This is a genomic window from Lactococcus sp. FSL K6-0773, assembly GCF_038006485.1.
Lineage (GTDB): Bacteria > Bacillota > Bacilli > Lactobacillales > Streptococcaceae > Lactococcus > Lactococcus lactis.
This window is the reverse complement of sequence record NZ_JBBOVF010000001.1, coordinates 1,483,402-1,508,214: the sequence shown is the minus strand read 5'-3', so window position 1 is coordinate 1,508,214 and position 24,813 is coordinate 1,483,402. Positions and strand designations below refer to the sequence as shown.

Genomic DNA, 24,813 nt, shown 5'->3' with positions numbered 1-24,813 from the left:
CAAATGAGTTGAGATTCTATGATAAAATGAAGTCATAAAGATTAACAAAGGAGCATTAATGACAATGAATATCACATCTCATGGTGAAAAAATAGCAACACTAAATCCGACAATAAGTGGTGATGCACCTGATTTTGAACTGACAGATTTAAAAGGAAATAAAATTAAATTATCAAAACTTGAAAAACCTGTTCTGATTAGTGTTTTTCCTGATATTAATACTAGAGTTTGTTCACTTCAAACCAAACATTTTAATCTTGAAGCAGCAAAACATTCTGAAATTGACTTTTTGAGTATTTCAAATAATACAGCAGATGAGCAAAAAAATTGGTGTGCAACCGAAGGTGTTGACATGACAATTCTTGCTGATGATGGAACTTTTGGAAAGGCTTATGGTCTTATTTTAAATGGTGGTCCTCTTGAAGGACGTCTTGCCAGAAGCGTCTTTGTTGTGAAAAATGGTCAAATTGTCTATAGTGAAGTTTTGTCAGAGCTTTCTGATGAACCAAATTATGAAAAAGCACTAGCAGCTACTAAATAGTTATAAATGACAAAATAGGGGATAATTGCAATTGATGCTTGTCTTCTATTTATAAGCTGTCAACAGGCAGCTTTTTTAGTAGTAAAAAGAATAGATGTAATTTTTCTTTGTACTCGAAATTTTCTATTCAATTTGATATAATTAGATTAATACTGAATATTTAGGAGAAAACATGGCTGTAAAACGTTTAATTGAAACTTTTGTTCCGGAAAATTATAAGATTTTCCTCGATATTGACCGTAAAACCAAGAAAATAAAAGGTCAAGTGGCAATTACTGGGGAAGCAAAAGATAGTGTTATTGCCTTTCATGCCAAAGGTTTACACTTTAGTAAAGTTCGTGCTTTTAGTGTCGACACAAACTTCATTGAAAATGAAGAAGATGAAGAAATCGTTGTTAAAATTGGTGAAACAGGGCGCGTGACTGTTTCATTTGAATATGAAGCTGAATTGACTGACAACATGATGGGAATTTACCCTTCATACTATGAAGTCAATGGCGAAAAGAAAATGCTCATTGGTACACAATTTGAAAGCCATTTTGCTCGTCAAGCCTTTCCTTCTATTGATGAACCAGAAGCAAAAGCAACCTTCGATTTGTCAGTAAAATTTGATGAAGAAGAAGGCGACATCATTGTTTCAAACATGCCAGAACTCTTGAATATTAACGGAATTCACGTTTTTGAACGTACTGTCAAAATGAGTTCTTACCTTTTGGCTTTTGTATTCGGTGAACTTCAATTTAAAAAAGGAAAAACAAAATCTGGTGTTGAAGTAGGTGCTTTTGCAACTAAAGATCATAGTGAAGCTGCGCTTGATTTCCCGCTTGATATTGCTATTCGTTCAATTGAATTTTATGAAGATTACTATAAAACGCCATATCCACTCCCACACAGTTGGCACATTGCCTTACCTGACTTTTCGGCAGGAGCAATGGAAAACTGGGGATGTATCACTTATCGTGAAGTCTGCATGCTTGTTGACCCTGAAAATGCAACCATTCAAAGCAAACAATATGTAGCAACTGTTATTGCACACGAATTGGCACACCAATGGTTCGGTGACCTTGTAACAATGCAATGGTGGGATGATTTGTGGCTCAATGAATCATTTGCCAACAACATGGAATATGTTTGTATGGATGCTTTGGAACCAAGTTGGAACGTTTGGGAATCATTCTCAATCTCAGAAGCCAATATGGCACTGAATCGTGATGCAACTGATGGAGTTCAATCTGTCCACGTTGAAGTGACTCATCCAGATGAAATTGGAACGCTCTTTGACCCAGCAATCGTCTATGCCAAAGGTTCACGTTTGATGGTTATGCTTCGTAAATGGCTTGGAGATGAAGATTTTGCTGCTGGTTTAGCTCTTTACTTCAAACGCCACCAATATGGAAATACAGTCGGAGATAATCTTTGGGATGCCTTGGCTGAAGTCTCTGGAAAAGATGTGGCAGCTTTCATGCATTCATGGGTTAACCAACCAGGTTACCCTGTCGTTACTGCCGAAGTCATTGATGATACTTTAGTTTTGAGTCAAAAACAATTCTTCGTTGGTGAGGGTGCTGATAAAGGACGTTTGTGGAATGTTCCTTTGAATACAAATTGGTCAGGATTGCCAGACTTACTTTCTTCTGAAAAAGTTGAAATTCCTGGTTTTGCTGCTTTGAAAGCAAAAAATGATGGTAAGGCCCTCTTTTTGAATGATGCAAATATGGCTCATTACATTATTGATTACAAAGGACAATTGTTGACAGACCTCCTCTCAGAAGTTGAGACTTTGGAGAATGTCACTAAATTCCAAATCTTGCAAGATCGTAAATTATTGGCTAAAGCAGGTGTAATTTCTTATGCTGATGTCGTAAATATCTTGCCAGCATTTACCAACGAAGAATCTTACCTTGTCAATACTGGTTTGAGTCAACTCATTAGCGAATTGGAACTTTTTGTTGATGAAGATTCAGAAACTGAAAAAGCTTTCCAAAGCTTGGTAGGAAAACTTTTCGCTAAAAACTATGCTCGCTTAGGTTGGGATAAAGTTGCTGGCGAATCTGCTGGTGATGAGAGCCTTCGTGGAATTGTTTTGAGTAAGACTTTGTATGCTGAGAATGCAGATGCCAAAGCAAAAGCCAGTCAAATCTTTGCAGCACATAAAGAAAATCTAGCAGGAATTCCGGCTGATATTCGTCCAATTGTTTTAAATAATGAAATTAAGACGACAAATTCTGCTGAATTGGTTAAAACTTATCGTGAAACTTATGTTAAAACTAGCTTGCAAGAATTTAAACGTGAGCTTGAAGGGGCTGTCGCATTAATCAAGGATGAAAAAGTCATTGCTGAATTGCTTGAAAGCTTCAAAAATGCTGATATTGTTAAGCCACAAGATATTGCTTTCTCTTGGTTCTACCTTTTGCGCAATGATTTCTCACAAGATGCTGCTTGGGCTTGGGAAAAAGCAAATTGGGCATTCCTTGAAGAAAAATTGGGTGGAGATATGAGTTATGATAAATTTGTTATCTATCCAGGAAATACTTTTAAAACTGCTGATAAATTAGCAGAATATAAAGCTTTCTTTGAGCCAAAATTAGAAAATCAAGGTTTGAAACGTTCAATCGAAATGGCAATCAAGCAAATCACAGCACGTGTTGCTTTGATTGATAGCCAAAAGGCTGACGTTGATAAATCAATCAAAGAAATTTCTGAAAAATTATAATAAATAAAAAATCACCTTTTTGAGGTGATTTTTTTTATTCATTCTTGGTCTGACTTTGTTTTTGATAGCACAAGTAGAGCGATAATTAGAAAGATAAATCCCATGAGTGCTGGAGCGAAATGACCAAGGCTGATATAGATTTGTCCACCAATTAAAGGGCCTATCACGCGAGTAAGTGCTTGAAGTGCTTGACTTCCACCTTGAAGTTTACCTTGTTCGGAAGAAGTCGCTGATTTTGAAAGTTTACCGTTAAAGGCAGTTCCAAAAATACTATCTCCAAAAGCAAAGATAAACATTGCCAGAATGAAGAAGGGCCACATTTTAGAAAAAGCAGAAAGTGCGAAAAGAAGGTAAGCAATAATTTCGCAGACTAGTGCCAAACGGATGAGTTTATCTTCATTAGCTAATTTTAGAAGTCTTGGCATGATAAAGATTTGAGTCAAGATATCCATTAAACCCATGATGGATATGGCTAGACCAATTAATACAGGCGTCCAAGCAAAAGAATCTAATGAAAATTGACTAATAATTGCTTGGAGTGCACCATTTGGTAGCCAAAGTAAGATACCGGCAAAGAGCAGACGATTGAGATTTTTCATGCGTAAGAGCTGAAAAAGTTGAGTGAAAGGATTGAGTTGTTTAAGGGAAAAATTACGTGTGCGATGAGTTTCGGGCAAGCTCTCGTTCATTACGAATGCACCGTAAAGAAGATTGGCGATTGAGATTAGGGCGCCGAAGTAAAAGGGAACTGAATTGCCAAAATGAGCTAGAAGTCCTCCAACTGTTGGGCCAGAAATTGTTCCAACACCAACAGCGGCGGCTGTCCAACCAAAAACTTTAGTTCGATTTTCTTCATCAGTAATATCAGCGAAGTAAGCAAAAAGGGTCACGATATTTCCACCAGTTAAACCATCAATGATTCGTCCGAGAAAAAGCATCCAGAGACTACCAGCTAAGCCAAAGATAAGATAACCAAGAGCAGAGCCAGCTAAAGAAATCAGTAAGATAGGTTTACGACCAAAGCGGTCTGATAAAGAACCAAGAGCAGGAGCGGCAAAGAAAGTACATAGTGCATAGATTGCCATTAAACTAGTAACAATGAGTGCTTGGTCATGAGCATTAGCAAAAGGTGCGACCATAAAAGGAACGACTGGTGAGATGATTGTAAAACCAAGTCCTGTCAGGAAAGTGGTGATAAGCCCAAAAGTGAGGGCGTGTTTATTAATTTTCATAGGTAAAACCTCCATAAGATATGAGCCCGACTGTGTTGAAGCGATGAAATTTAGAAAAATTGGTGGTTCTGCCCAACAGGCAGGTTCAAAATTTTGTCTTTTTCATAAACTTCTAGCGGTCTGAACTCAATTACAATAATTGATGATGATTTCTTAGGAAGTTTTTTGCGCAGACTTGCGTCTGCTAAAGTGAAATCTATAGACTTGTGATTTCACTTTTCTACACAGTTTCCCTGGAAACAAAAATAGTATATCATAACATTGTTTCCGTGTCAACAAAAAACAAACAAAAAAACTGTCAGTAAAAATTAATTTACTGACAGAATTATTTTTCAATATTATTCCGAATAGCAGAATCAAGATGATTATTGTATTTATTGAGAAATTCTAAAATATTGCTGACAGACTCATCAGTTAATTCATCGAAGATAACTTGATCCTTTTCTGAAAATTTTTGGTGCAAACTTTCGTGACGGTCATTAATTTCTTGACCCTCTTTTGTTAAGCGAAAATAGATTTCCTTTTTGTTTTGAGGAATTTGATAAGATTCAACGAGATTTTTTTTGAGCAGTTTTTTAGCGATTTTACTGGCAGCACCACGTGTCATGTAGAGATGATGAGCTAATTTGGTCACATTTGGATAAGGGGTTTTAGCAATAAATTCAATCGTTTCAATTTCTGATAACGAAATATTTGAGAATTCAGCCTCCATTTGTGGCTTGTAATAGGCATCAATCTTATTAAATAAATCAGTTAAAGAAGTCATAATTTGTTCCTGATTTTGCTGAAGATTGGTCATAATCACTTTTCCTCTCTTTTTAAAGTTGTCTGTCTATAAATACAGCGCCAATAGTCATTGCGTCGCCAGATACTTGTAACCACAAAATTTTGTTCATTTTTCCAGTAATCATAAGTTAAAATAAATGTTTTCTTGCTGACTTGTGAACTACTATAGTGATTTATTGCTAATGGAATTACTGACAGACTTGTCAATGAATTTTTAGAGTTATTATTTTTACTGACAGAATTTTCGTCAGTAATTTTTGCAAAATCTATCAATTTATCAGAAGCACTGATGATTTTTCCATCAGCAAGAATTTCTTGAAAAGTGCTGTCAGTTAATTTGTCCAAATTTTCCAGATTTAAAAACTGTTCTTCTTTTGCCAAAAGTTCAAGTGAGCGACTGGCGTAATGTTCCTCTTCAGGTAAGGCAGCAGGTTCAACGTGGACATCGACATCATAAACACCATAATTGTCAATTAACATTTTCTCAATGAACTCGGTCGCTTCATGACTTTCGAAAACACTTAAATCAGGAGACATTTCAACCACTACATCAAGGAAAATATTACTTCCATAAGAACGACCTCGGACAAGCTTAACCCCTTTTACCTTTGGAACTAAGCAAATTGCTTCGCGATATTCTTCGACAAGATTTTCATCAAAACCATCAGAGAGACTAAAAACAGATTCATGGAAAATATCATAAGCAGTCTTTAAAATGAAACCACAAATAACTACAGCCATCGCAGTATCAAGCCACTCCCAGCCTACACTACTTGCTAAAATAGCAACCACAGTTCCAATAGAAGTCACCGCATCAGAGAGATTGTCCTTACTTGCTGCTGACAGCGCTTGTGAGTTCGTTTTTTTAGCCAATGCCCGATTATAAAGATAAACGCCCAGCATGACAAAAGCTGAGAATAGACCAACAAGAGCTCCCAGTGGGTCTATGGCTTCTTCTTTACCAGAAAGAAGTGTCATAACTGTTTCTCTTAAAACCTCAAAACCAACGAAAAACATGATAAAACTAGAAATTAAGCTAGCGATTGACTCAATTTTCCAGTGACCATAAACATGATCACTATCTGCTGGAATTCGAGCAAGTCGAAGACCAATCAAAATTGCAATATTTCCCATAATATCAGTCACATTATTAAAACCATTAGCTTGAAGAGCACTAGAATGCACAATTGCTGCAAAAGCAATTTGTCCAATGGATAAAACAATATAAGCGATAATAGAAACCCAAACTCCTTTTTCAGCGAGTTTCAGATTGTTTGTACTTGAAGCTGCCATATGAATCCTCCCAAATTTACATCATTCCATTATAACAAAATTTTGAATGAAAGTTTGTATCTATTGCCAAAAAATGCTTTTATAACAAGGGCTCACAAAATATAAATAAAAAATAAGGGCTGACTAATTTATATAAAAATACCCACTTTCTACTATATTAATGTAGTAGAAATCAGTCAAAAATAAAATAATTATATAAAAAATTCAAGTACCTTGACTTACATAGTAATGTGAAGTATAATATACTTTGTTTAAAATGATAGAAAGGAAAAAGAATGGCAGAAATACCAAAGGAAATGTTACGCGCCCAAACCAATGTCATTTTGCTCAATGTCTTAAAACAAGGGGATAATTATGTTTATGGCATTATCAAGCAAGTCAAAGAAGCCTCAAATGGAGAAATGGAGCTTAATGAAGCCACGCTCTATACAATCTTTAAAAGACTTGAAAAGGATGGGATTATCAGTTCTTATTGGGGAGACGAAAGCCAAGGTGGCCGTCGTAAATACTACCGCTTGACAGAAATTGGTCATGAAAATATGCGACTTGCTTTTGAATCTTGGTCTAGAGTCGATGAAATTATTGAAAATTTAGAAGCAAATAAAAAAGATGAATCTAATAAATAATTTCCAATTAAAATTTAAGTTACAAAATAAGGGATGAAGGTAAAAAAATATTCGTCGCAAATTGTTGACTTAAACTTTGAAAAGCGTTACAATATTTTTGTTAGTTTATCTTTTTTGAAACTAACTATTGTAATATTTAACAGCATTAACAATTAATGCTTGTTTACTAAAAAAAATAATGTTATAATTATTTTCTCAAAAAATTTATTGAAATTATTTTGAAGTAAAATGAAATTGAAAATTCAATTTAATGTAAACTTATTTACATTATTTAACTCTAGAAAGGAATTTTATGATTTTCAAATCAATCATGAAGCATAAATGGGTTGCCTTATTCTCAATCGTTTCAACCTTTATTTATGCAGGAGTACAGCTTTACCAACCCCAAATCATGAAACGAATTATGACCGTAATGTCATCAACAACTTATAGCCGTCATCAAATGGCTGACAAGGTTTCAGGATATGGAGTTGAGCTTTTGGTTGTTGCTGGGATAGGGATAATTTTTGCTATCTTTAGTACACTTTCAGCGGCACGTATTGCCCAAGAAATTGGAGCAGACGTTCGTGAAGCGACTTACAAAAAAATCAATACATTTTCTTATGAAAATGTTGAAAAGTTCAATGCCGGAAACCTTGTTGTTCGGATGACAAATGACGTCACACAAGTTCAAAACTTGATGATGATGGTTTTCCAAATTTTGATGCGGATTCCAGTCCTTTTGATTGGTGCGGTTGTTCTTTCTATCACAACTCTTCCAAGATTATGGTGGATTACAGTCCTTTTAATTGTTTTAATCGTATTAGTCACAGCCGTTTTAATGGGACGCATGGGCCCTCACTTTATGGCTTTCCAAAAATTGATGGACCGTATTAACGCCATTGCTAAACAAAACTTGCGTGGTTCACGTGTCGTTAAATCATTCGTTCAAGAAAAAAATCAAATCAAAGATTTTGATGAAACTTCTGATGAACTTTACGATCATAACTGGGCAGTAGGAAAACTCTTCTCAGCAATGATTCCACTCTTTACTGTGATTGCTCAAGGAGCAATTTGGCTTGCTATTTACTTTGTTTCAACTTTTGTAACAGAGTCAACAACAGTTGCCCAAGATAGTATTGGTGGGATTGCTACATTCATGACTTATATGGGAATGATTATGTTTGCCATTATCATGGGTGGTATGATTTCAATGTTTGCTTCACGTGGTATGGTATCAATTGGTCGTATTAATGAAGTGTTAAATACTGATCCAGCCATGAAATTTGATGAAAATGCTAAAGATGAAGTTCTTTCAGGTTCTGTCAAATTTGACCATGTGTCATTCTCTTATCCAAATGATGAAGAACCAACACTTAAAGATATTAGCTTTGAAGTAGAACCTGGTCAAATGGTTGGGATTGTCGGAGCGACTGGTGCTGGTAAATCTACATTGGCACAATTGATTCCAAGACTCTTTGACCCAACAGAAGGTACCGTTTCAGTTGGTGGAAAAGATCTTAAAACAGTTAGCCGTGGAACATTGAAGAAAAATATTTCTATTGTTCTTCAAAAAGCCATTCTCTTCTCAGGAACAATTGCTGGAAATATTAAACAGGGGAAAGCCGATGCAACTGATGAAGAAATGACTCGTGCTGCACGCATTGCCCAAGCCGCAGAATTTATTACAACTAAAGATGGTCAATATGATTCTGAAGTTGAAGAACGCGGAAATAACTTCTCAGGTGGTCAAAAGCAAAGACTTTCAATCACACGTGGAGTTGTTAAAAATCCAAATGTCTTAATTTTAGATGACTCAACATCAGCCCTTGATGCTAAATCTGAAAAACTTGTTCAAGAAGCTTTGAATAAAGACCTTAAAGACACAACCACAATTATTATTGCTCAAAAGATTTCATCAGTGGTTCATGCAGATAATATTTTGGTTCTTGACCAAGGAAAACTTGTTGGTCAAGGAACTCACCAAGAATTAGTTGCTGAGAATAAAATTTACCAAGAAATCTACGACACACAGAAAGCACAGGAGGACTAAGACATGGAAAATACCAAATCAACAAGAAAAATGTCTGACACCACACGTGCCATCCGATTTTTTTACCTCTATCTGAAAAGATATAAACTCCAATTTGCTGTAATTATGATTTTCATCATTTTAGCAACTTGGTTACAGGTTGTTTCTCCATCACTTTTGGGGGACGCCATCACTAATTTGACTAAATATGTGACTGACTTCTTTACACATCAACATGCTGGTCAATCCCAAGATGCACTACAACAAATTGCTCAACAATTAAGCCAACAAATGCACCAAACAGTAGATTGGCACAATGTTCCTGAAGTTGTGAAATCTTTGCCACAAGCAGCACAAGACCAAATCACTGCTAATCTTCCTAAAGGAACAACTTTAGAAACACTTAAAACAGTGGCAACTTCACATGCAGCCAGCACTTCTACATTCATGAAAGGAATGTGGCAATTGCTTGCAGTCTATGTAGCAACAGGTGTATCAATGTTGATTTATACCTTGCTCTTTAGTCGTATCGTTGCTCATTCAACAAATCGCATGCGTAAAGGTTTGTTTGGTAAACTTGAACGTTTGACAATTTCATATTTTGACCGTCATCAAGATGGTGATATCCTTGCTCGTTTCACATCTGACTTGGATAACATTCAAAATACTTTAAACCAAGCACTCGTTTCGGTTATTTCAAATGCTGCGGTCTTTGTGGGTGTCATTATCCAGATTTTCAATAAAGATGTGACATTTGCTTGGTTGACAGTTGCTGCTTCTCCAGTTGCCATTTTATCTGCTGTGATTATCATTCGTCAATCGAAAAAAGCAACAGACAAACAACAAGAAGAAGTTTCACAACTTAATGCCTATATGGATGAAAAAATCTCTGGGCAAAAAGCAATTATCGTTGAAGGTTTACAAGAAGATTCTATTAATGGATTCTTGGAACACAATGAAAATGTTAAAAAACGTACCTTTGCTGCTCAAGCATGGTCTGGTATGATTTTCCCATTGATGAATGGTTTCCAACTTTTATCAATTGCCATTGTTATCTTTGGTGGAACGGCCTATGTTCTTAACGATGATAGCATGTCAATTGCCACAGGTTTAGGGCTTTTGGTTGCCTTTGTTCAATACGTTCAAAGTTACTACAACCCAATCATGCAAATTTCATCAAACTTTGGTCAACTTCAACTTGCCATCACAGGGGCAACTCGTCTGAATGTCATGTTTGATGAACCAGAAGAAGTTCGTCCTGAAAATGGTAAGAAATTTGATACGATTAAAGACGGAATTCAAATCGAAAATCTTGATTTTGAATATCTTCCAGGAAAACCAGTCCTCAAAAAAGTTAATATTGATGTTAAAAAAGGACAAATGGTTGCCCTCGTTGGTCCAACTGGTTCAGGTAAAACAACAGTTATGAACTTGATGAACCGTTTCTACGATGTTAATGGTGGAGCAATTAAATTTGATGGAACTGATATTCGTGAATTTGATTTAGATAGCTTGCGTTCAAATGTCGGAATTGTTTTGCAAGAGTCTGTTCTCTTTGATGGAACGATTGCTGATAATATCAAGTTTGGTAAACCAAATGCTACTCAAGAAGAAATTGAAACAGTGGCTAAGACAACTCACATTCATGATTTCATTGATAGCTTACCTGACAAGTACGAAACACATGTTTCAGATGATGAATCAGTCTTCTCAGTTGGTCAAAAACAACAAATTTCTATCGCACGTACCATTTTGACAAATCCAGAACTTTTGATTTTGGATGAAGCAACTTCAAATGTGGATACAGTAACTGAACAACAAATTCAATGGGCGATGGAAGCTGCTATTGCTGGTCGTACTTCATTCGTTATTGCTCACCGTTTGAAAACAATTCTTAATGCAGATAAGATTGTTGTTCTTAAAGATGGTGAAGTTATCGAAGAAGGAAATCACCATGAACTTGTTGCTCAAGGTGGCTTCTACTCTGAACTTTATCACAATCAATTTGTTTTTGAATAAGAGATTATTCAGTTAAGCAATGGAAAATAAAATCACAGTTAAAATTTTAGCTGTGATTTTTTATTTAGATAAAAAAGTCTATGAAAAACTACTATAAAATGTTAAAATAGAGAGCGGTTCTTAAAAATATAATTTTTTTAAGATAATAAAAATGTGAAAAGTGATTTTGAAATAATATGAAAAAAATAGTAATTAATGGTGGGAAGCGTATTTCAGGAACCATCCCAATTTCTGGCGCAAAAAATTCAGTAGTCGCTTTGATTCCAGCAACTATCTTAGCTAACGATGTTGTAACGCTTGAAGGAGTTCCAGATATTTCTGATGTCGCAAGTTTAGTCGAAATCATGGAAATCATGGGAGCAAAAATTGAACGAAATCTTGAAGAAGGACGACTTGTGATTGATACACGCAGTGTTGTTTCTCGTCCCCTTCCTTATGGAAAAATCAACTCTTTACGTGCTTCTTATTATTTCAATGGGGCACTTTTGGGACGTTTTGGTCAGGCAACAGTAGGCTTGCCTGGTGGCTGTGATTTAGGCCCTCGTCCAACGGATTTGCATGATAAAGCCTTTAAAGCTCTAGGGGCTAAGAAGATTCAAGAAGAAGAAGCTGAGCACTTAGAAGTGATTGGTGATTCATTAGTTGGAACAACCATTTATATGGATGTTGTTTCTGTTGGGGCAACTATTAATACTATGCTTGCTGCTAGTCGTGCAAAAGGTTTAACTATCATTGAAAATGCTGCCCGTGAACCTGAGATTATTGATGTGGCGACACTTATAAATAATATGGGCGCGCAAGTTCGAGGAGCTGGAACTGACATTATCCGCATTACTGGAGTGGATGAAATGCACGGTGCTCAACATACGGTGATTCCTGACCGTATTGAAGCGGGAACTTATCTTGCCTTAGCTGCTGCTATGGGAGATGGTGTCATCATTGAAAATGTTATTTATGAACACTTGGAATCTTTCATTGCTAAACTTGAAGAAATGGGTGTAGGTTTGACCATTCGTGAAGATAGTATTGAAGTTCATAAATCAGAAAATCTAAAATCAGTCAATATTACTTCTGTTCCTTACCCAGGGTTTGCGACGGATTTGCAACAACCAATTACACCACTTTTATTGAAAGCAAAAGGTCGTGGTTCAATTGTTGATACGATTTATCAAAAACGTGTCAATCATGTCCCTGAATTAGCTCGTATGGGTGCTAATATTTCTGTTTTAGATGATCGAATTATTTATGACGCTCCTAATGAATTAACTGGTAGTTGTGTTCAAGCAACTGACTTACGTGCTGGTGCGGCTTTGGTTACTGCTGGAATTATTGCCAGTGGAACTACAAAAATCTCTAATATTGAGTTTATCCTACGGGGTTATGACCACATTATTGAAAAATTGACTGCTGTTGGTGTAGATATTCAATTGATTGAAGAGTGACAAAAGTGATTTATTTTCGTATAGACTAATGAGAAAGGAAATAAGATGGCTGATAAATTAAAATTTGAAATCATTGAAGAATTGATTGTTCTCTCTGAAAATGCAAAAGGTTGGCGTAAAGAATTAAATCGTGTTTCTTGGAATGATGCCGAACCTAAATATGACATTCGTACTTGGTCATCTGACCATGAAAAAATGGGTAAAGGAATTACTTTATCTGAAGAAGAATTTGGTGTTCTCTTAAAAGAATTAGGAAATAAATAAAAGCCCTGAGATTTCAGGGCTTTTTTTTAATGGGTAAATGTTATCACAATAAGGATAAGATAAATAATCAAAGTAATAAAGAAGGTCAAGCGCCACCAGAGTTTTAAAAAGCGACGATAGGTAAATTGTTTATAATAAAGCAAATCAAGCAACAACAAAACAAGCGCTAAGCCAGAAATGATTAGCAGGTAGTATGGAATGATGCTGATACTTGTAACATTTTTAGAAAAAATTTGCATCCCTAAGATGAGAAATATTGTAAAAACATCTGGAATTTTTAGTTTGCGATTGGTTAAGTGACGAAGTCTAAAAAACTTGAAAATGAAAACCAATGCAATAAAGACAATAAGGGGATAAAGCGCCATAAGTACTTTTATAAACATAGACTAATTGTATCGGTTTTGCCTTAGTTTGTAAAGTATTTATTTGTGTGAGAAAGTGCACGAATAAGTGCTAAGCCAAAGATAGTGACAAGGACAGCTTTAATAATTTCAACAATGACAAATGGTGTGAATCCAAGCTTTAAGGCCAATGACCAGTCGACATTGGTAAAAAATTTGAGCCACAATGTTCCGATAACTAACATAAGCAGGTGTCCTACAATATTTATGATAAAAGCAGGGATGGTCTTATAATTAATTTGATGAAGGCCAAAAGAAATAAGAGTTCCCATTATTAAAAAGGCAATTAGAAAACCACCTGTTGGGCCAAAAAGAACCGCAATTCCTGATGTCCCACCAGTGAATACGGGAATTCCAATAAATCCTAGCAGGAGATAGAGTAAGATAGCAAAAAAAGTTTCACGCGCTTTTAGTACTGTGGCAACAAGTCCTACGGCAAGTGTTTGTAAGGTGACGGGCACAATACCAATTGGGATAGACAGAGGAGAGAGAACCGCAATAATTGCTGCACCAAGAGCAATTAGGGTTAAAGAATATAATTTTGTATTTTGCATTAAGAATCCTTTGTTTTATGTATAAAATAAAATATACTAAAAAAGAAGAATTTTTGCAAACTCTTGCTTTAATAAACAAAAAATTACTGACAGAAATTCTGTCAGTAATTTTATTCTCTAATTTCGACAAATTGAGCATGAACAAAGTCAGCAAGGACTTTAGGAGCGATTTTTATGCTACGCCCAACTTCGCCAGCTGAACAAACGATAAAGTCGTGCTCTAAGGCAATAGAATCAATGAAAATTGGGAATTTTTTATTTTGCCAAATCCCCACAGGATTATTTGCACCGTGAATATAACCTGTCGTTTTTTGCAAGTCTTTTTGAGGAATCATGCTTACTTTTTTATTGCCCGAAACTTTGGCCAATTTTTTTTCTGACAAATGCTCTGTCAGTGGAAGAATACCAATGACAGGGCCAGTTTTATCGCCGATTAGTGCTAGGGTTTTATAAATATCACTGCGGCTGATATCCACAGGGAGGCTATTACTTTCTAAAGCGTTAATTGCAAGTCCAGTATGCTCAATTTTTGCCTTATCAAGAATTTGTTCTACAAGTGTTTTCTTTAATTTTTGCTTTTTAGACATAGCTTTATTATAGAAGAATTTGTGCTGACTGACAAGATAAAATAATTTTACTGACAGATTTTATTAGTAATTGCTATAAATGAAAAGTTTAGGGAATTTTTTGACGAAAATGATCAAAATGACAAATGCAGCAATAGCAGTCAAAATTGCACTGATTCCATTGACAGCAAGAGAATAAGCCACGGCTCCCCAGCCTTTCCAAGCGTATTGGCTCCAGAAAATGATTCCGGCAATAAAATGGAAGAAGTATTTAAGAAGAACAGCAACAAAAGTTCCCAAAAGAACTGGTACAAGTTTTAGAGGGGCTGTTTTTTGGCGGAAAAGTCCAGCAATTCCAAGTGAAACAGGGGCGATGAGATATTCAAGAAAAGCTTGAGACAAGGTTAAAATATAAGCGTGTCCAGTAATCATTGACAGAATTCCCCAGATTAATCCACCAACAAGTCCAGCTGTTAGGCCGCGACGAAAACTGAGAATAAGAATTGGGATACAGGCGATTTCAACAATAATCCAGCCATAAACAGTATTTGGAATAAGGCTGATGATGAAGGCGAGTGCCGCCATGAAGGCAATTTCCGTTAATAAACGGACATTGAACTTAGAATTAGACATAAAAAAACTCCTTTTTGATGCGCACAAAAGGAGGGTTAGAAATTAGACATTTGTCTTAACACATTCCTACGCTGGCATTACCCAGATCAGGTCAGATGGTATTTCTCGCTACTGACAGTTTTATCAATAGACCCATTGTGCAAATATTTATTTTTACCCTTTAAGTTTAGCATATTTTAAGTTGAAAAGCATTTTTTTAAGATTGTTAATCTATTTTATAAATTAAACTTAAAAAATATTTAAGGCAACATAAAAAATCAATAATTCAAAAAAAACGAAAGTCTGTTAGAATAAGTCTATACACAAATTCGGACAAAATAAAAGCGGTCGAGTAAGTAATTGTGAAGGTCAGCACAGAGAGCTTGTAGCGGTGAGAGCAAGCCTGAGTGAAGCAATGAAAATGGCTTGATAAGCGTAGCAAGAGTGAGGTTTAACTAAGCTCTTGACGGAATGGTTCTCGTTATTGAACTTGAAAGTTGCCTTTGGGATCTGAAAATTTTCAGTGAACTAAAAAGTGCTTAAATCAAGAATGGGACCACGATATAGCTCGTTTCTTTATATGAAATGAGCTATTTTTATTTAGCATGAGCGCTTTATCTTGAAGAATTTGTTTAGTATTAGAAAAATTAACAGGTGCACGGTTAATTTTTCTAATAGATGTAAAAAGTTTATCAAAAGGGGAATAATTGATTTTGAAAAATAAATCAATTAGAAAAAAGGGAGAAGAAATGAATCCAAGAAACAGAAATATTTTAATTGTCGTTATTGTTGTTGTAATTGTTGCTATCGCTGCATTTTTCGGTTTTAATCATAAATCTGGTGAAAGTAAAACGGCAAATAAAACTGTGAATATTGGAATAATGACAGGAACAAAAGAAGATGATGCCATTTGGTCAACTGTTTCTAAAACAGCTAAAGATAAATATGGAATTACTTTAAAATTCACTCATTTTACAGATTATACACAACCAAATACAGCTTTGAAAAACGGCGATATTGATTTGAATGCCTTCCAACATTATGCTTTCTTGAATGCTTGGAATAAAGCTAATGACGGTGATTTGAAAGCAATTGGTAATACAACAATTTCACCAATTCGTCTTTATTCTAAAAAAATTACTTCATTGAGCCAAATTAAATCAGGAGATACAATTGCAGTACCTAATGACGCTTCAAATGAAAGTCGTGCACTTTATGTCTTGAAGAATGCTGGTTTGATTGGCCTTTCTGTATCAGGTGATACACTTGCGACAGTCAAAGATATTAATTCAAATCCAAAAAATTTGGTCATTAAAGAATTAGATGCGGCACAAACACCGCGTGCGCTTGATTCAATTACAGCGGCAGTAATTAATGACGATTTTGCAACAACAGCAAAATTAACGGTTGAAGAGTCTATTTATACTGAACCTGTAAACAAAGATAGCGAGCAATGGATTAATATTATCGTTGCAAATAAAAAAGATGCTAATAACAAAATTTATAAAGAAGTTGTGAAAGCCTACCAAACTGAAGCAACGAAAAAAGCAATTGAGAAAGCTTATCCTGATAAGAGAAAAATTGCTGCTTGGGGATTGAAACTCGACTAAGTAATTTCGTTAAAAAGTAACGGTTAGGTGAAAACTTTGGAAATTTCTACTTTAGAAATTTCTGCCTTAGGGCTAATAAATTTTACTGACAGAAGACTCAAACTGATTACGAACGGTTTGGTCAGTAGAAATTGGAGAAGATTATGAATCCTAGAAATCGTAATATAATTATTGGAATAATTGTTGTTGTTATTGTAGCTATTGCTGCATTTATCGGCTTTGGTCAAAAATCTCAAGCAAATAAAACGGTAAATAAAACAGTGAAAATTGGGATAATGACAGGAACAAAAGAAGATGACAGCATTTGGCAAACGGTATCTAAAACTGCTAAAGATAAATATGGAATTACTTTGAAATTCACACACTTTACGGATTATACTCAGCCAAATACAGCATTGAAAAATGGCGATATTGACTTAAATGCCTTTCAACATTATGCTTTTTTAAAAGCATGGAATAAAGCAAATAATGGCAATTTAGTGGCGATTGGGGATACAGTGATTTCGCCAATCAGTGTTTACTCAAAACAACTCAAAAATATTTCAGATATCAAAGAGGGTGGAACCATTGCGGTACCAAATGATGCTTCTAACGAAAGTCGTGCCCTTTATGTCTTGAAGTCTGCGGGATTGATTAAATTGGATGTTTCTGGTCAAACACTGGCGACGGTCAAAGATATCACATCAAATCCAAAAAATTTGGTCATTAAAGAACTTGATGCTTCACAAACTGCGCGTGCTTTAGATTCAGTCGATGCAGCAGTTATCAATAATAATTATGCCGTTACTGCTGGTTTAAAGAAATCTGATGCCATTTTTACAGAACCAGTTAATAAAGATAGCCAACAATGGATTAATATTATTGTTGCTAATAAAAAAGACGAAAACAACACTGTTTATAAAGATGTTGTCAAAGCTTATGAAACAGAAGCAACCAAAAAAACTATTGCTAAGGCTTATCCGGACAAGAGTACAATTCCTGCTTGGGGCTTGAAATTAAAATAATTGTTTTTAATACTCAAATAAGTCTCTCTTCATTGAGAGGCTTATCGTTCAAAGAAGGTCTGAACACTTGTGAAATAGAATATTTTATAAGTATTCAGTAGAATTTGGGGAAAAATTTGAATCCGAAAAATAGAAATATTATTGTTGCACTCGCAGTGATTATCGTTGTTGCTTTGGTTGCTTTCTTTAGTTTAAATCATCAAGCAAGTAAAAAATCAACCGCTCAAAAAACAGTTAAGGTTGGAATCATGAGTGGGGACAAGCAAGATCAAGAGGTCTGGAAATCAGTAGCTAAAACCGCCAAAGAAAAATATGATTTAAAGCTAAAATTTGTTTATTTTTCTGATTATAATCAACCTAATGAAGCACTTCTTTCGGGAGATATTGATGTCAATGCCTTTCAATCTTATAATTATGTGAAAACTTGGAATAAAGCACATAAGAGTGATATTGTGGCAGTAGGAAATACTTATATTACACCAATGCACATTTATTCAAAAGAAGTCAGCAAATTGTCAGATTTAAAAGAAGGCTCAACCGTTGCAATACCAAATGATGCTTCAAATGAAAGTCGGGCATTGTTCGTGCTCCAAAGTGCAGGTTTGATTAAATTGACAACAAGTGATTCTAGCAAATTAGTTGGCTTACCAGATATCACAGAAAATCCGCATCAATTGAAATTCAAGGAAGTGGATGCAAGCCAAACACCGCGTGCGCTTGATTCTGTTGCTTTGTCAGTGGTTAACTATAATTATGCAACCGCAGCTAGCTTACCAAATTCTGAATCTGTCTATATGGAACCTCTCAACAAAACTTCTGCTCAGTATATTAACTTTATTGCTGCGACAAGTAAAGAAAAAAATAATAAAGTTTACAAAGAAGTTGCCAAGGCTTATGCTTCAAAAGCGACAGAAAAAGCAATCAAAGAACAATATCCAGATGGCGGAGAATTGCCAGCTTGGAACTTGAAACTTTGAAAATGAAAGGATTTATTTATGAATCCAAGAAATCGAAAAATTCTTTTTGGAAGTTTGCTTTTGCTGGTTATTATCGTTGGTTTAATCACTTTTACTTTAAGGCAAGGAAAAAGCAAATCTACTTCTGTCAGTAAAATCGTAAAAATAGGTTTGATGCCTGGTGGGAAACAAGAAGATGCCATTTGGAAACAAGTTCAAAAAAATGCAAAAGACCAATTTGGGATTACTTTAAAATTTGTCAATTTTACTGACGGAGATCAGCCCAATAAAGCTTTGGCTAACCATGAAGTGGACCTCAATGCCTTTCAACATTACGCTTACTTGAAATCATGGAATAAAGCTAATAATGGAAATATCGTATCAATTGGTGATACAATTATTACGCCGATTCATTTGTATTCGACAAAGTATAAAAATGTGACGGAAATTCCTGATAAAAGTACGATTGCTATCCCAAATGATGTTACCAATGAAAGCCGCGCCCTTTATGTTTTAAAAAATGCAGGACTCATTAAACTTGATACTTCTAGAGGAGCATTAGCAACGGTTAAAGATATCAGAGATAATCCGAAAGGCTTAATTATCAAAGAAATTGATGCAAGTCAAACCCCACGTGCGCTTGATTCTGTTGCTGCAGCAGTCATTAATTATAATTTTGCTATTTCAGCAAAAATTTCGGAGAAAGAATCAATTTATCAAGAACCTTTAAATGAAGATTCAGCTCAATGGATTAATTTTATTGCGGCAAATCAGTCTGATAAAAATAATAAAGTTTATAAAGAAGTGGTCAAAGCTTATGAGCAAAAAAATATCGCTGATACCATTAAAAAAGAATATCCAGATGGTGGAGAACTCCCCGCTTGGAATTTAAAATTGTAACTAAGAAAACTCGTCAGAGACGAGATTTTCTGTCAGTACTGACAAAAGAGAAAATAACTTTGTCAGTACTGACAGAGAATGAAAAAAGATAAAGGAAAACAATATGACAGCAATTATTGAATTAAATAATCTTTCTGTACAATTTCATCAGAAAGGACGATTAGTCACAGCAGTAAAAGATGCTACTTTACACATTGAAAAAGGGGATATTTATGGAGTAATTGGTTATTCTGGGGCTGGTAAATCAACTTTGGTCAGAACCATTAATCTCCTTCAAAAACCGACCAAAGGTCAAATTGTGATTAATGGTGAGAAGATTTTTGATAGTGAAAATCCTGTAAAATTTACTGGCGCGAAATTACGTGAGTTTCGTCAAAAGATTGGGATGATTTTTCAACATTTTAATCTTTTAAGTGAAAAAACCGTTTTTAATAACGTGGCTTTTGCTTTACAGCATAGCCAAATCGAAGATAAAAACGGGAAAAAACGTTATCTTACAAAAAAAGAAAAAACGGATAAAGTGACCGAATTATTAAAATTAGTTGATTTAGAAGAGCTTTCTGATAAGTATCCAGCTCAGCTTTCTGGGGGACAAAAACAAAGAGTTGCTATTGCGCGTGCACTTGCTAATGACCCTGAGATTTTGATTTCAGATGAAGGAACATCAGCACTTGATCCAAAAACAACCAATCAAATCTTAGATTTACTTAAATCTCTTCATGAAAAATTGGGAATCACAGTTGTTTTAATTACACATGAGATGCAAGTGGTTAAGGAAATTGCTAATAAAGTAGCTGTTATGCAAAATGGTGAAATCATTGAACAAAATTCATTAATTGATATTTTTGCACAACCTAAAGAAGCTTTAACAAAACAATTTATTGAAACAACAAGTTCGGTCAATCGTTTTATTGCCAGTCTTTCTAGAACAGAACTTCTGGCACAATTAGCAGATGATGAAGAATTAATTCACTTAGATTATTCAGGTTCAGAGCTTGAAGACCCTGTGGTTTCTGATATTACGAAAAAATTTGATGTAACAACTAACATTTTCTATGGTAATGTTGAGTTACTTCAAGGACAACCTTTTGGTTCATTAGTTTTGACCTTAAAAGGTTCAAGTGAACATCGGGCTGCCGCAAAGGCATATTTTGTTGAAAGACATTTAAAATTTGAAGTTTTAGGTAAAATTGAAAGGACGGTAGACTAATGGCAGAATGGTTTGCACATACATTTCCTAATGTGGTTTATTTAGGATGGACAGGTGAGACGGGTTGGTGGACAGCAATTGTTCAAACGCTTTATATGACATTTATTTCAGCACTTATTGGTGGTTTATTGGGATTGATATTTGGAATTGGTGTTGTGGTGACTGCTGAAGATGGAATTACACCTAATCGACCATTATTTTGGATTTTAGATAAAATTGTTTCTATCGGACGGGCTTTTCCCTTTATTATCTTATTAGCAGCAATTGCTCCCTTGACTAAAATTTTGGTGGGGACACAGATTGGTGTTACTGCGGCTTTAGTTCCATTGGCTCTAGGAGTGGCTCCTTTTTATGCCAGACAAGTTCAAGCTTCGCTTGAGTCTGTTGACCATGGAAAAGTTGAAGCAGCTCAAACGGTGGGAGCTGATTTTCTCGATATTGTTTTCACGGTCTATCTTCGTGAAGAATTAGCTAGTTTAATTCGTGTTTCAACCGTTACTTTAATTTCCTTGATTGGTTTGACTGCAATGGCTGGTGCGATTGGAGCTGGTGGACTAGGAAATACGGCCATTTCTTATGGATATAATCGCTTTGCCAATGATGTTACTTGGTTTGCAACCATTTTAATCTTGATTTTTGTTTTATTGGTTCAGCTTGTTGGGGATTTCTTAGCTAGACGGGTTTCACATCGATAATTTATCAAATAATTTTAGATAAAAATATTTTATAAAAAGGAGAAACAATGAAAAATAACTCTGTAAAAATTGTTGTTGCCACTGGGATTGGGGCTGCTTTGTTTGTGATTATTGGTTGGCTAATTAATATTCCTACACCAATTCCAAATACTAGTATTCAATTGCAATATGCGGTCCTTGCCCTATTTTCAGCCTTATTTGGCCCTTTAGCTGGTTTCTTGATCGGATTTATTGGTCATGCCCTTAAAGATTCATTTCTCTATGGTGCGCCTTGGTGGACTTGGGTTTTAGGCTCAGGTTTAATAGGCTTATTTCTAGCTTTTGGAGTCAAAAGAGAAACTTTGACTCAAGGAATTTTTGGAAATAAAGAAATCATTCGTTTTAATATTGTTCAATTTTTAGCCAATGTCGTAGTTTGGGGAATTATTGCTCCAATTGGGGATGTTTTAGTTTATAGTGAACCGGCAAATAAGGTCTTCACACAAGGAATTGTTGCTGGTTTAGTAAATGCATTGACTATTGCCGTAGCAGGAACTTTACTACTCAAACTCTATGCTGCTACCAGAACCAAATCTGGCTCACTCGATAAAGAATAAAAAGCTCCAGATATGCTAAAATAAAAGCAGCAAATATTTGCTGCTTTTACGCTTGTATCGGTTTAATAAAGCACAAAAAATAAAGTATCTCTAAAAAGAAGGATAAAAATGGAAGCCTTAATTTCGTTCAAAGATTTTACATTTAAATATGATTTACAAAAAAATCCAACTTTAAAAAAGATTAATTTGGAAATATTTCCTGGGGAAAAAGTACTGATTGTCGGTCCTTCTGGTTCAGGTAAATCAACGATTGGTTCTTGTCTTAATGGGATTTTGCCTCATTTACATAAAGGAGAAGCAAGTGGTGAACTCTCAATTGCTGGTTTGCCCTTTGGGACTTCAATTGCTGAATTATCTGAAAAGGTGTCGACGATTTTGCAGGATACTGATGGCCAGTTTATTGGTTTGAGCGTTGCTGAGGATATTGCTTTTGCTTTGGAAAATGATGGTCTGATTCATGATGAACTGGTCAGTAAAGTGGCCTATTGGTCAGACAAAACAGAAATAAATAAACTCTTGAATCATCGTCCCCAAGATTTGTCGGGAGGACAAAAGCAGCGGGTTTCTTTAGCTGGTGTTTTGATTGATGAATCGCCAATTTTGCTTTTTGATGAACCTTTAGCCAATTTGGACCCGCAAACTTGCTTAGAAACAATGGCTTTGATTAAGGATATTCATGAAAATAATGAAGTCACTACGATTATCATCGAACACCGAATCGAAGAAGTTTTACCGCTTGGTATTGATAAAATTGTCGTGGTCAACGACGGCGAAATTGTTGCAACTGGAAGTCCTGCTGAATTATTAAAAACAGAAATTTTTAATGAAAATTCATTACGCGAGCCCCTCTATCTCTCAGCATTAAAAGCTGCAAATGCTACAAAATTACTGACAGATTTTTCTGACCTAAAAAGTTTGGAAGTCCTGTCAGCAAAAAAATTACTGACAGATTTTTTAGACACTTATAAATTTACTGACAAGGCTGTCAGCAAAAATAATATTCTGTCAGTAAAAAATTTATCAGTAAATTTTGCTCAACATGAAGTTCTAAAAGGCATTAATTTAGAAGTTCAAGAAGGAGAAAAAATTTCAATTGTCGGGAAAAATGGAGTTGGTAAATCAACCTTTGCCAATGCACTCTGTCATTTTGTTGAAGCGAGTGGCGAAATTTTATACCGAGGGCAATCGATTATTGCTGATTCTATTTCTGAACGTGCGAAAAAAATTGGCTATATTATGCAAAATCCAAATCTGATGATTTCGCAAAATATTGTCAGTGATGAGGTGGCAGCTGGTTTACGACTTCGCCATGTTGATGAAAAAATGATTCAAGATAAAGTTGAAGAAATTTTGAAAGTTTGTGGGCTTTATCCTTTTAGAAATTGGCCAATTTCTTCTTTGAGTTATGGTCAGAAAAAAAGAGTGACGATTGCTAGTATTTTAATACTAGAACCTGAAATTTTAGTCCTTGACGAGCCAACAGCTGCTCAGGATTTACAATCTTATCGGGAAATCATGGATTTTCTTGACGAACTTAACCGCCGTCTTCATTTAACAATGATTATGATTACGCACGATATGTATTTAATTACAGAATATAGTGACCGGACCCTTGTTTTTGCTGACGGGAAAATTATTGCTGACAGCAGTCCTTATCAAATTTTAGAAAATGAAGATTTTGTAAAAATGGGCAATTTAAGTCAACCAGGCCTTTATCAACTTGCCAGACAAACAGATACCAATCCCGTTTTACTGACAAAAGCTTTCATCAATTTTCAGAATCAGGAGAGATTAAAGCATGAATAATCAACTTAGTGTTCTAGGCTATCAAGCTGGAAATTCTTTTATTTACCAACTGAATGCAACAGCAAAACTCCTTTTCTTTCTATTAATTTCTATCAGCAGTATGGTGACTTATGATACGAGATATTTGGCTTTTGTTGCTTTATTTTCGGTAGTTTTATTTTATTTTTCTAAAATTCCTTTTTCATCAGTAAAAAGGGTTGCCCAATTTGCAGCAATTTTTGCGATTTTAAATCTGCTTTTTGTATTTATTTTTGACCCTGGATATGGCGCGCGACTTTATGATTCAAAAACAATCCTTTGGGGACCTCTTACTTTAGAAGAACTTTTTTACCTTTTTAATCTCGTCTTGAAGTATTTTTCAACCATTCCGCTCGCTTTACTCTTTATCTTAACTACTAATCCGAGCCAATTTGCCAGTAGTTTAAATAAAATTGGTCTGCCTTATCGTTCCTCATATTCGGTTTCCTTAGCGCTGCGCTATATTCCTGATATGCAAGAAAGATTTTTAGCAATCCGTAATGCTGGACAGGCCAGAGGAATGGATTTATCAAAAAAAGTAGGACTTTTTTCGCGAATAAAATTAAATGTTCAATTGTTACTTCCTTTAATTTTTTCCAGTTTAGAACAAATTGATACTATTTCCACAGCTATGGAGCTTAGACGATTTGGTAAAAAGAAGAAAAGAAGTTGGTATTCTTATCAACCTTTGAATGTTAAAGATTACTTGGTTATCTTGCTTGCGCTTTTAGGAGTGGCGATTGTTGTTCTTCTCTTCTTTGTAAATCAGGGCCGATTTTTTAATCCATTTCATTAAAAAAAGCAGGTTTTCTGCTTTTTTCTTATCTTGCAAAAATGGGTGGAAAATGGCATAATAGGACTTGTAAAAAACTTTTGACAAGCCAATTGTTTGCAAAAGATAATAAAATTTGAATTAAATCTTAAAAAAGAACTTCCAAAAGAATTAGAAGGGAAAAAC

General features: G+C 35.1%; 23 protein-coding genes and 1 riboswitch. Of the genes, 16 read left to right on the top strand and 7 right to left on the bottom strand.

Going from position 1 to position 24,813, the window contains the following annotated elements; genetic code table 11:
- Positions 1-58 precede the first annotated feature (58 nt).
- The gene (locus tag MHB61_RS07235) at positions 59-541 is read left to right on the top strand and encodes a thiol peroxidase (RefSeq protein ID WP_003131693.1); all 483 of its coding nucleotides are present in this window, start codon (positions 59-61) and stop codon (positions 539-541) included.
- A 172-nt stretch (positions 542-713) separates the two neighbouring features.
- Positions 714-3,254, top strand: a complete 2,541-nt coding sequence (locus tag MHB61_RS07230) for a M1 family metallopeptidase (protein ID WP_003131692.1) — start codon at positions 714-716, stop codon at positions 3,252-3,254.
- Between the two features lie 38 nt (positions 3,255-3,292).
- Here the strand turns inward: MHB61_RS07230 and MHB61_RS07225 are convergent, their stop codons facing one another.
- The 3 genes from MHB61_RS07225 to MHB61_RS07215 all read right to left on the bottom strand — a co-directional run bounded on the left by MHB61_RS07225 (position 3,293) and on the right by MHB61_RS07215 (position 6,565).
- Positions 3,293-4,486: an MFS transporter gene (locus MHB61_RS07225; protein ID WP_010905276.1), complete on the bottom strand. Its 1,194-nt coding sequence runs from the start codon at positions 4,484-4,486 to the stop codon at positions 3,293-3,295.
- 325 nt (positions 4,487-4,811) lie between these two features.
- On the bottom strand, positions 4,812-5,285 hold the full coding sequence (locus MHB61_RS07220) for a MarR family transcriptional regulator (RefSeq protein WP_003131690.1): 474 nt from the start codon (positions 5,283-5,285) through the stop codon (positions 4,812-4,814).
- A 2-nt stretch (positions 5,286-5,287) separates the two neighbouring features.
- Positions 5,288-6,565, bottom strand: coding sequence for a cation diffusion facilitator family transporter (locus MHB61_RS07215; protein ID WP_003131689.1), 1,278 nt, complete (start codon positions 6,563-6,565; stop codon positions 5,288-5,290).
- Positions 6,566-6,840: 275 nt separating this feature from the next.
- Here MHB61_RS07215 and MHB61_RS07210 point away from each other — a divergent pair, with 275 nt between their 5' ends.
- The 5 genes from MHB61_RS07210 (at position 6,841) to MHB61_RS07190 (ending at position 12,927) form a co-directional block, all read left to right on the top strand.
- Positions 6,841-7,191 (top strand): PadR family transcriptional regulator, encoded by a 351-nt coding sequence (locus tag MHB61_RS07210; RefSeq protein WP_003131688.1) that lies wholly within the window; start codon positions 6,841-6,843, stop codon positions 7,189-7,191.
- A gap of 310 nt (positions 7,192-7,501) precedes the next feature.
- Entirely contained in the window at positions 7,502-9,223 is a 1,722-nt protein-coding gene (gene lmrC / locus MHB61_RS07205) for a multidrug efflux ABC transporter LmrCD subunit C (RefSeq protein WP_047205617.1), read from the top strand.
- Positions 9,224-9,226: 3 nt separating this feature from the next.
- Positions 9,227-11,221, top strand: coding sequence for a multidrug efflux ABC transporter LmrCD subunit D (gene lmrD, locus MHB61_RS07200; protein ID WP_003131686.1), 1,995 nt, complete (start codon positions 9,227-9,229; stop codon positions 11,219-11,221).
- A 176-nt stretch (positions 11,222-11,397) separates the two neighbouring features.
- Entirely contained in the window at positions 11,398-12,663 is a 1,266-nt protein-coding gene (locus MHB61_RS07195; protein ID WP_003131684.1) for a UDP-N-acetylglucosamine 1-carboxyvinyltransferase, read from the top strand.
- 45 nt (positions 12,664-12,708) lie between these two features.
- Complete coding sequence (locus MHB61_RS07190) at positions 12,709-12,927, top strand: YdbC family protein (RefSeq protein WP_137016379.1); 219 nt, start codon at positions 12,709-12,711, stop codon at positions 12,925-12,927.
- A gap of 26 nt (positions 12,928-12,953) precedes the next feature.
- Here MHB61_RS07190 and MHB61_RS07185 read toward each other — a convergent pair whose 3' ends face one another.
- The 4 genes from MHB61_RS07185 to thiT form a co-directional block, all read right to left on the bottom strand.
- Positions 12,954-13,292, bottom strand: a complete 339-nt coding sequence (locus MHB61_RS07185; RefSeq protein ID WP_003131682.1) for a DUF3397 domain-containing protein — start codon at positions 13,290-13,292, stop codon at positions 12,954-12,956.
- Positions 13,293-13,333: 41 nt separating this feature from the next.
- Complete coding sequence (locus MHB61_RS07180; protein ID WP_003131681.1) at positions 13,334-13,882, bottom strand: biotin transporter BioY; 549 nt, start codon at positions 13,880-13,882, stop codon at positions 13,334-13,336.
- A 110-nt stretch (positions 13,883-13,992) separates the two neighbouring features.
- Entirely contained in the window at positions 13,993-14,469 is a 477-nt protein-coding gene (locus MHB61_RS07175) for an aminoacyl-tRNA deacylase (protein ID WP_003131680.1), read from the bottom strand.
- A 63-nt stretch (positions 14,470-14,532) separates the two neighbouring features.
- The gene (gene thiT, locus MHB61_RS07170; protein WP_014570375.1) at positions 14,533-15,081 is read right to left on the bottom strand and encodes an energy-coupled thiamine transporter ThiT; all 549 of its coding nucleotides are present in this window, start codon (positions 15,079-15,081) and stop codon (positions 14,533-14,535) included.
- A gap of 46 nt (positions 15,082-15,127) precedes the next feature.
- Positions 15,128-15,227, bottom strand: a riboswitch (TPP riboswitch).
- Positions 15,228-15,809: 582 nt separating this feature from the next.
- Here thiT and MHB61_RS07165 point away from each other — a divergent pair.
- The 9 genes from MHB61_RS07165 to MHB61_RS07125 all read left to right on the top strand — a co-directional run bounded on the left by MHB61_RS07165 (position 15,810) and on the right by MHB61_RS07125 (position 24,651).
- A complete protein-coding gene (locus tag MHB61_RS07165) occupies positions 15,810-16,670 on the top strand; it encodes a MetQ/NlpA family ABC transporter substrate-binding protein (RefSeq protein ID WP_010905280.1) in 861 nt (286 codons plus the stop codon).
- 143 nt (positions 16,671-16,813) lie between these two features.
- Entirely contained in the window at positions 16,814-17,674 is an 861-nt protein-coding gene (locus tag MHB61_RS07160; protein WP_003131676.1) for a MetQ/NlpA family ABC transporter substrate-binding protein, read from the top strand.
- A 116-nt stretch (positions 17,675-17,790) separates the two neighbouring features.
- The gene (locus MHB61_RS07155) at positions 17,791-18,651 is read left to right on the top strand and encodes a MetQ/NlpA family ABC transporter substrate-binding protein (RefSeq protein WP_010905281.1); all 861 of its coding nucleotides are present in this window, start codon (positions 17,791-17,793) and stop codon (positions 18,649-18,651) included.
- An 18-nt stretch (positions 18,652-18,669) separates the two neighbouring features.
- The gene (locus tag MHB61_RS07150; protein ID WP_003131672.1) at positions 18,670-19,530 is read left to right on the top strand and encodes a MetQ/NlpA family ABC transporter substrate-binding protein; all 861 of its coding nucleotides are present in this window, start codon (positions 18,670-18,672) and stop codon (positions 19,528-19,530) included.
- Positions 19,531-19,633: 103 nt separating this feature from the next.
- Positions 19,634-20,740 (top strand): methionine ABC transporter ATP-binding protein, encoded by a 1,107-nt coding sequence (locus MHB61_RS07145; protein WP_003131670.1) that lies wholly within the window; start codon positions 19,634-19,636, stop codon positions 20,738-20,740.
- The gene (locus MHB61_RS07140; RefSeq protein ID WP_003131669.1) at positions 20,740-21,435 is read left to right on the top strand and encodes a methionine ABC transporter permease; all 696 of its coding nucleotides are present in this window, start codon (positions 20,740-20,742) and stop codon (positions 21,433-21,435) included. Before MHB61_RS07145 ends, MHB61_RS07140 begins: the two co-directional genes overlap by 1 nt.
- A gap of 47 nt (positions 21,436-21,482) precedes the next feature.
- Positions 21,483-22,031 (top strand): ECF-type riboflavin transporter substrate-binding protein, encoded by a 549-nt coding sequence (locus tag MHB61_RS07135; protein WP_003131667.1) that lies wholly within the window; start codon positions 21,483-21,485, stop codon positions 22,029-22,031.
- A gap of 108 nt (positions 22,032-22,139) precedes the next feature.
- Positions 22,140-23,837, top strand: a complete 1,698-nt coding sequence (locus MHB61_RS07130) for an ABC transporter ATP-binding protein (protein WP_137016377.1) — start codon at positions 22,140-22,142, stop codon at positions 23,835-23,837.
- On the top strand, positions 23,830-24,651 hold the full coding sequence (locus tag MHB61_RS07125; RefSeq protein WP_003131664.1) for an energy-coupling factor transporter transmembrane component T family protein: 822 nt from the start codon (positions 23,830-23,832) through the stop codon (positions 24,649-24,651). The genes MHB61_RS07130 and MHB61_RS07125 overlap by 8 nt, the downstream gene beginning before the upstream one ends.
- The last annotated feature ends 162 nt before the right edge of the window (positions 24,652-24,813 follow it).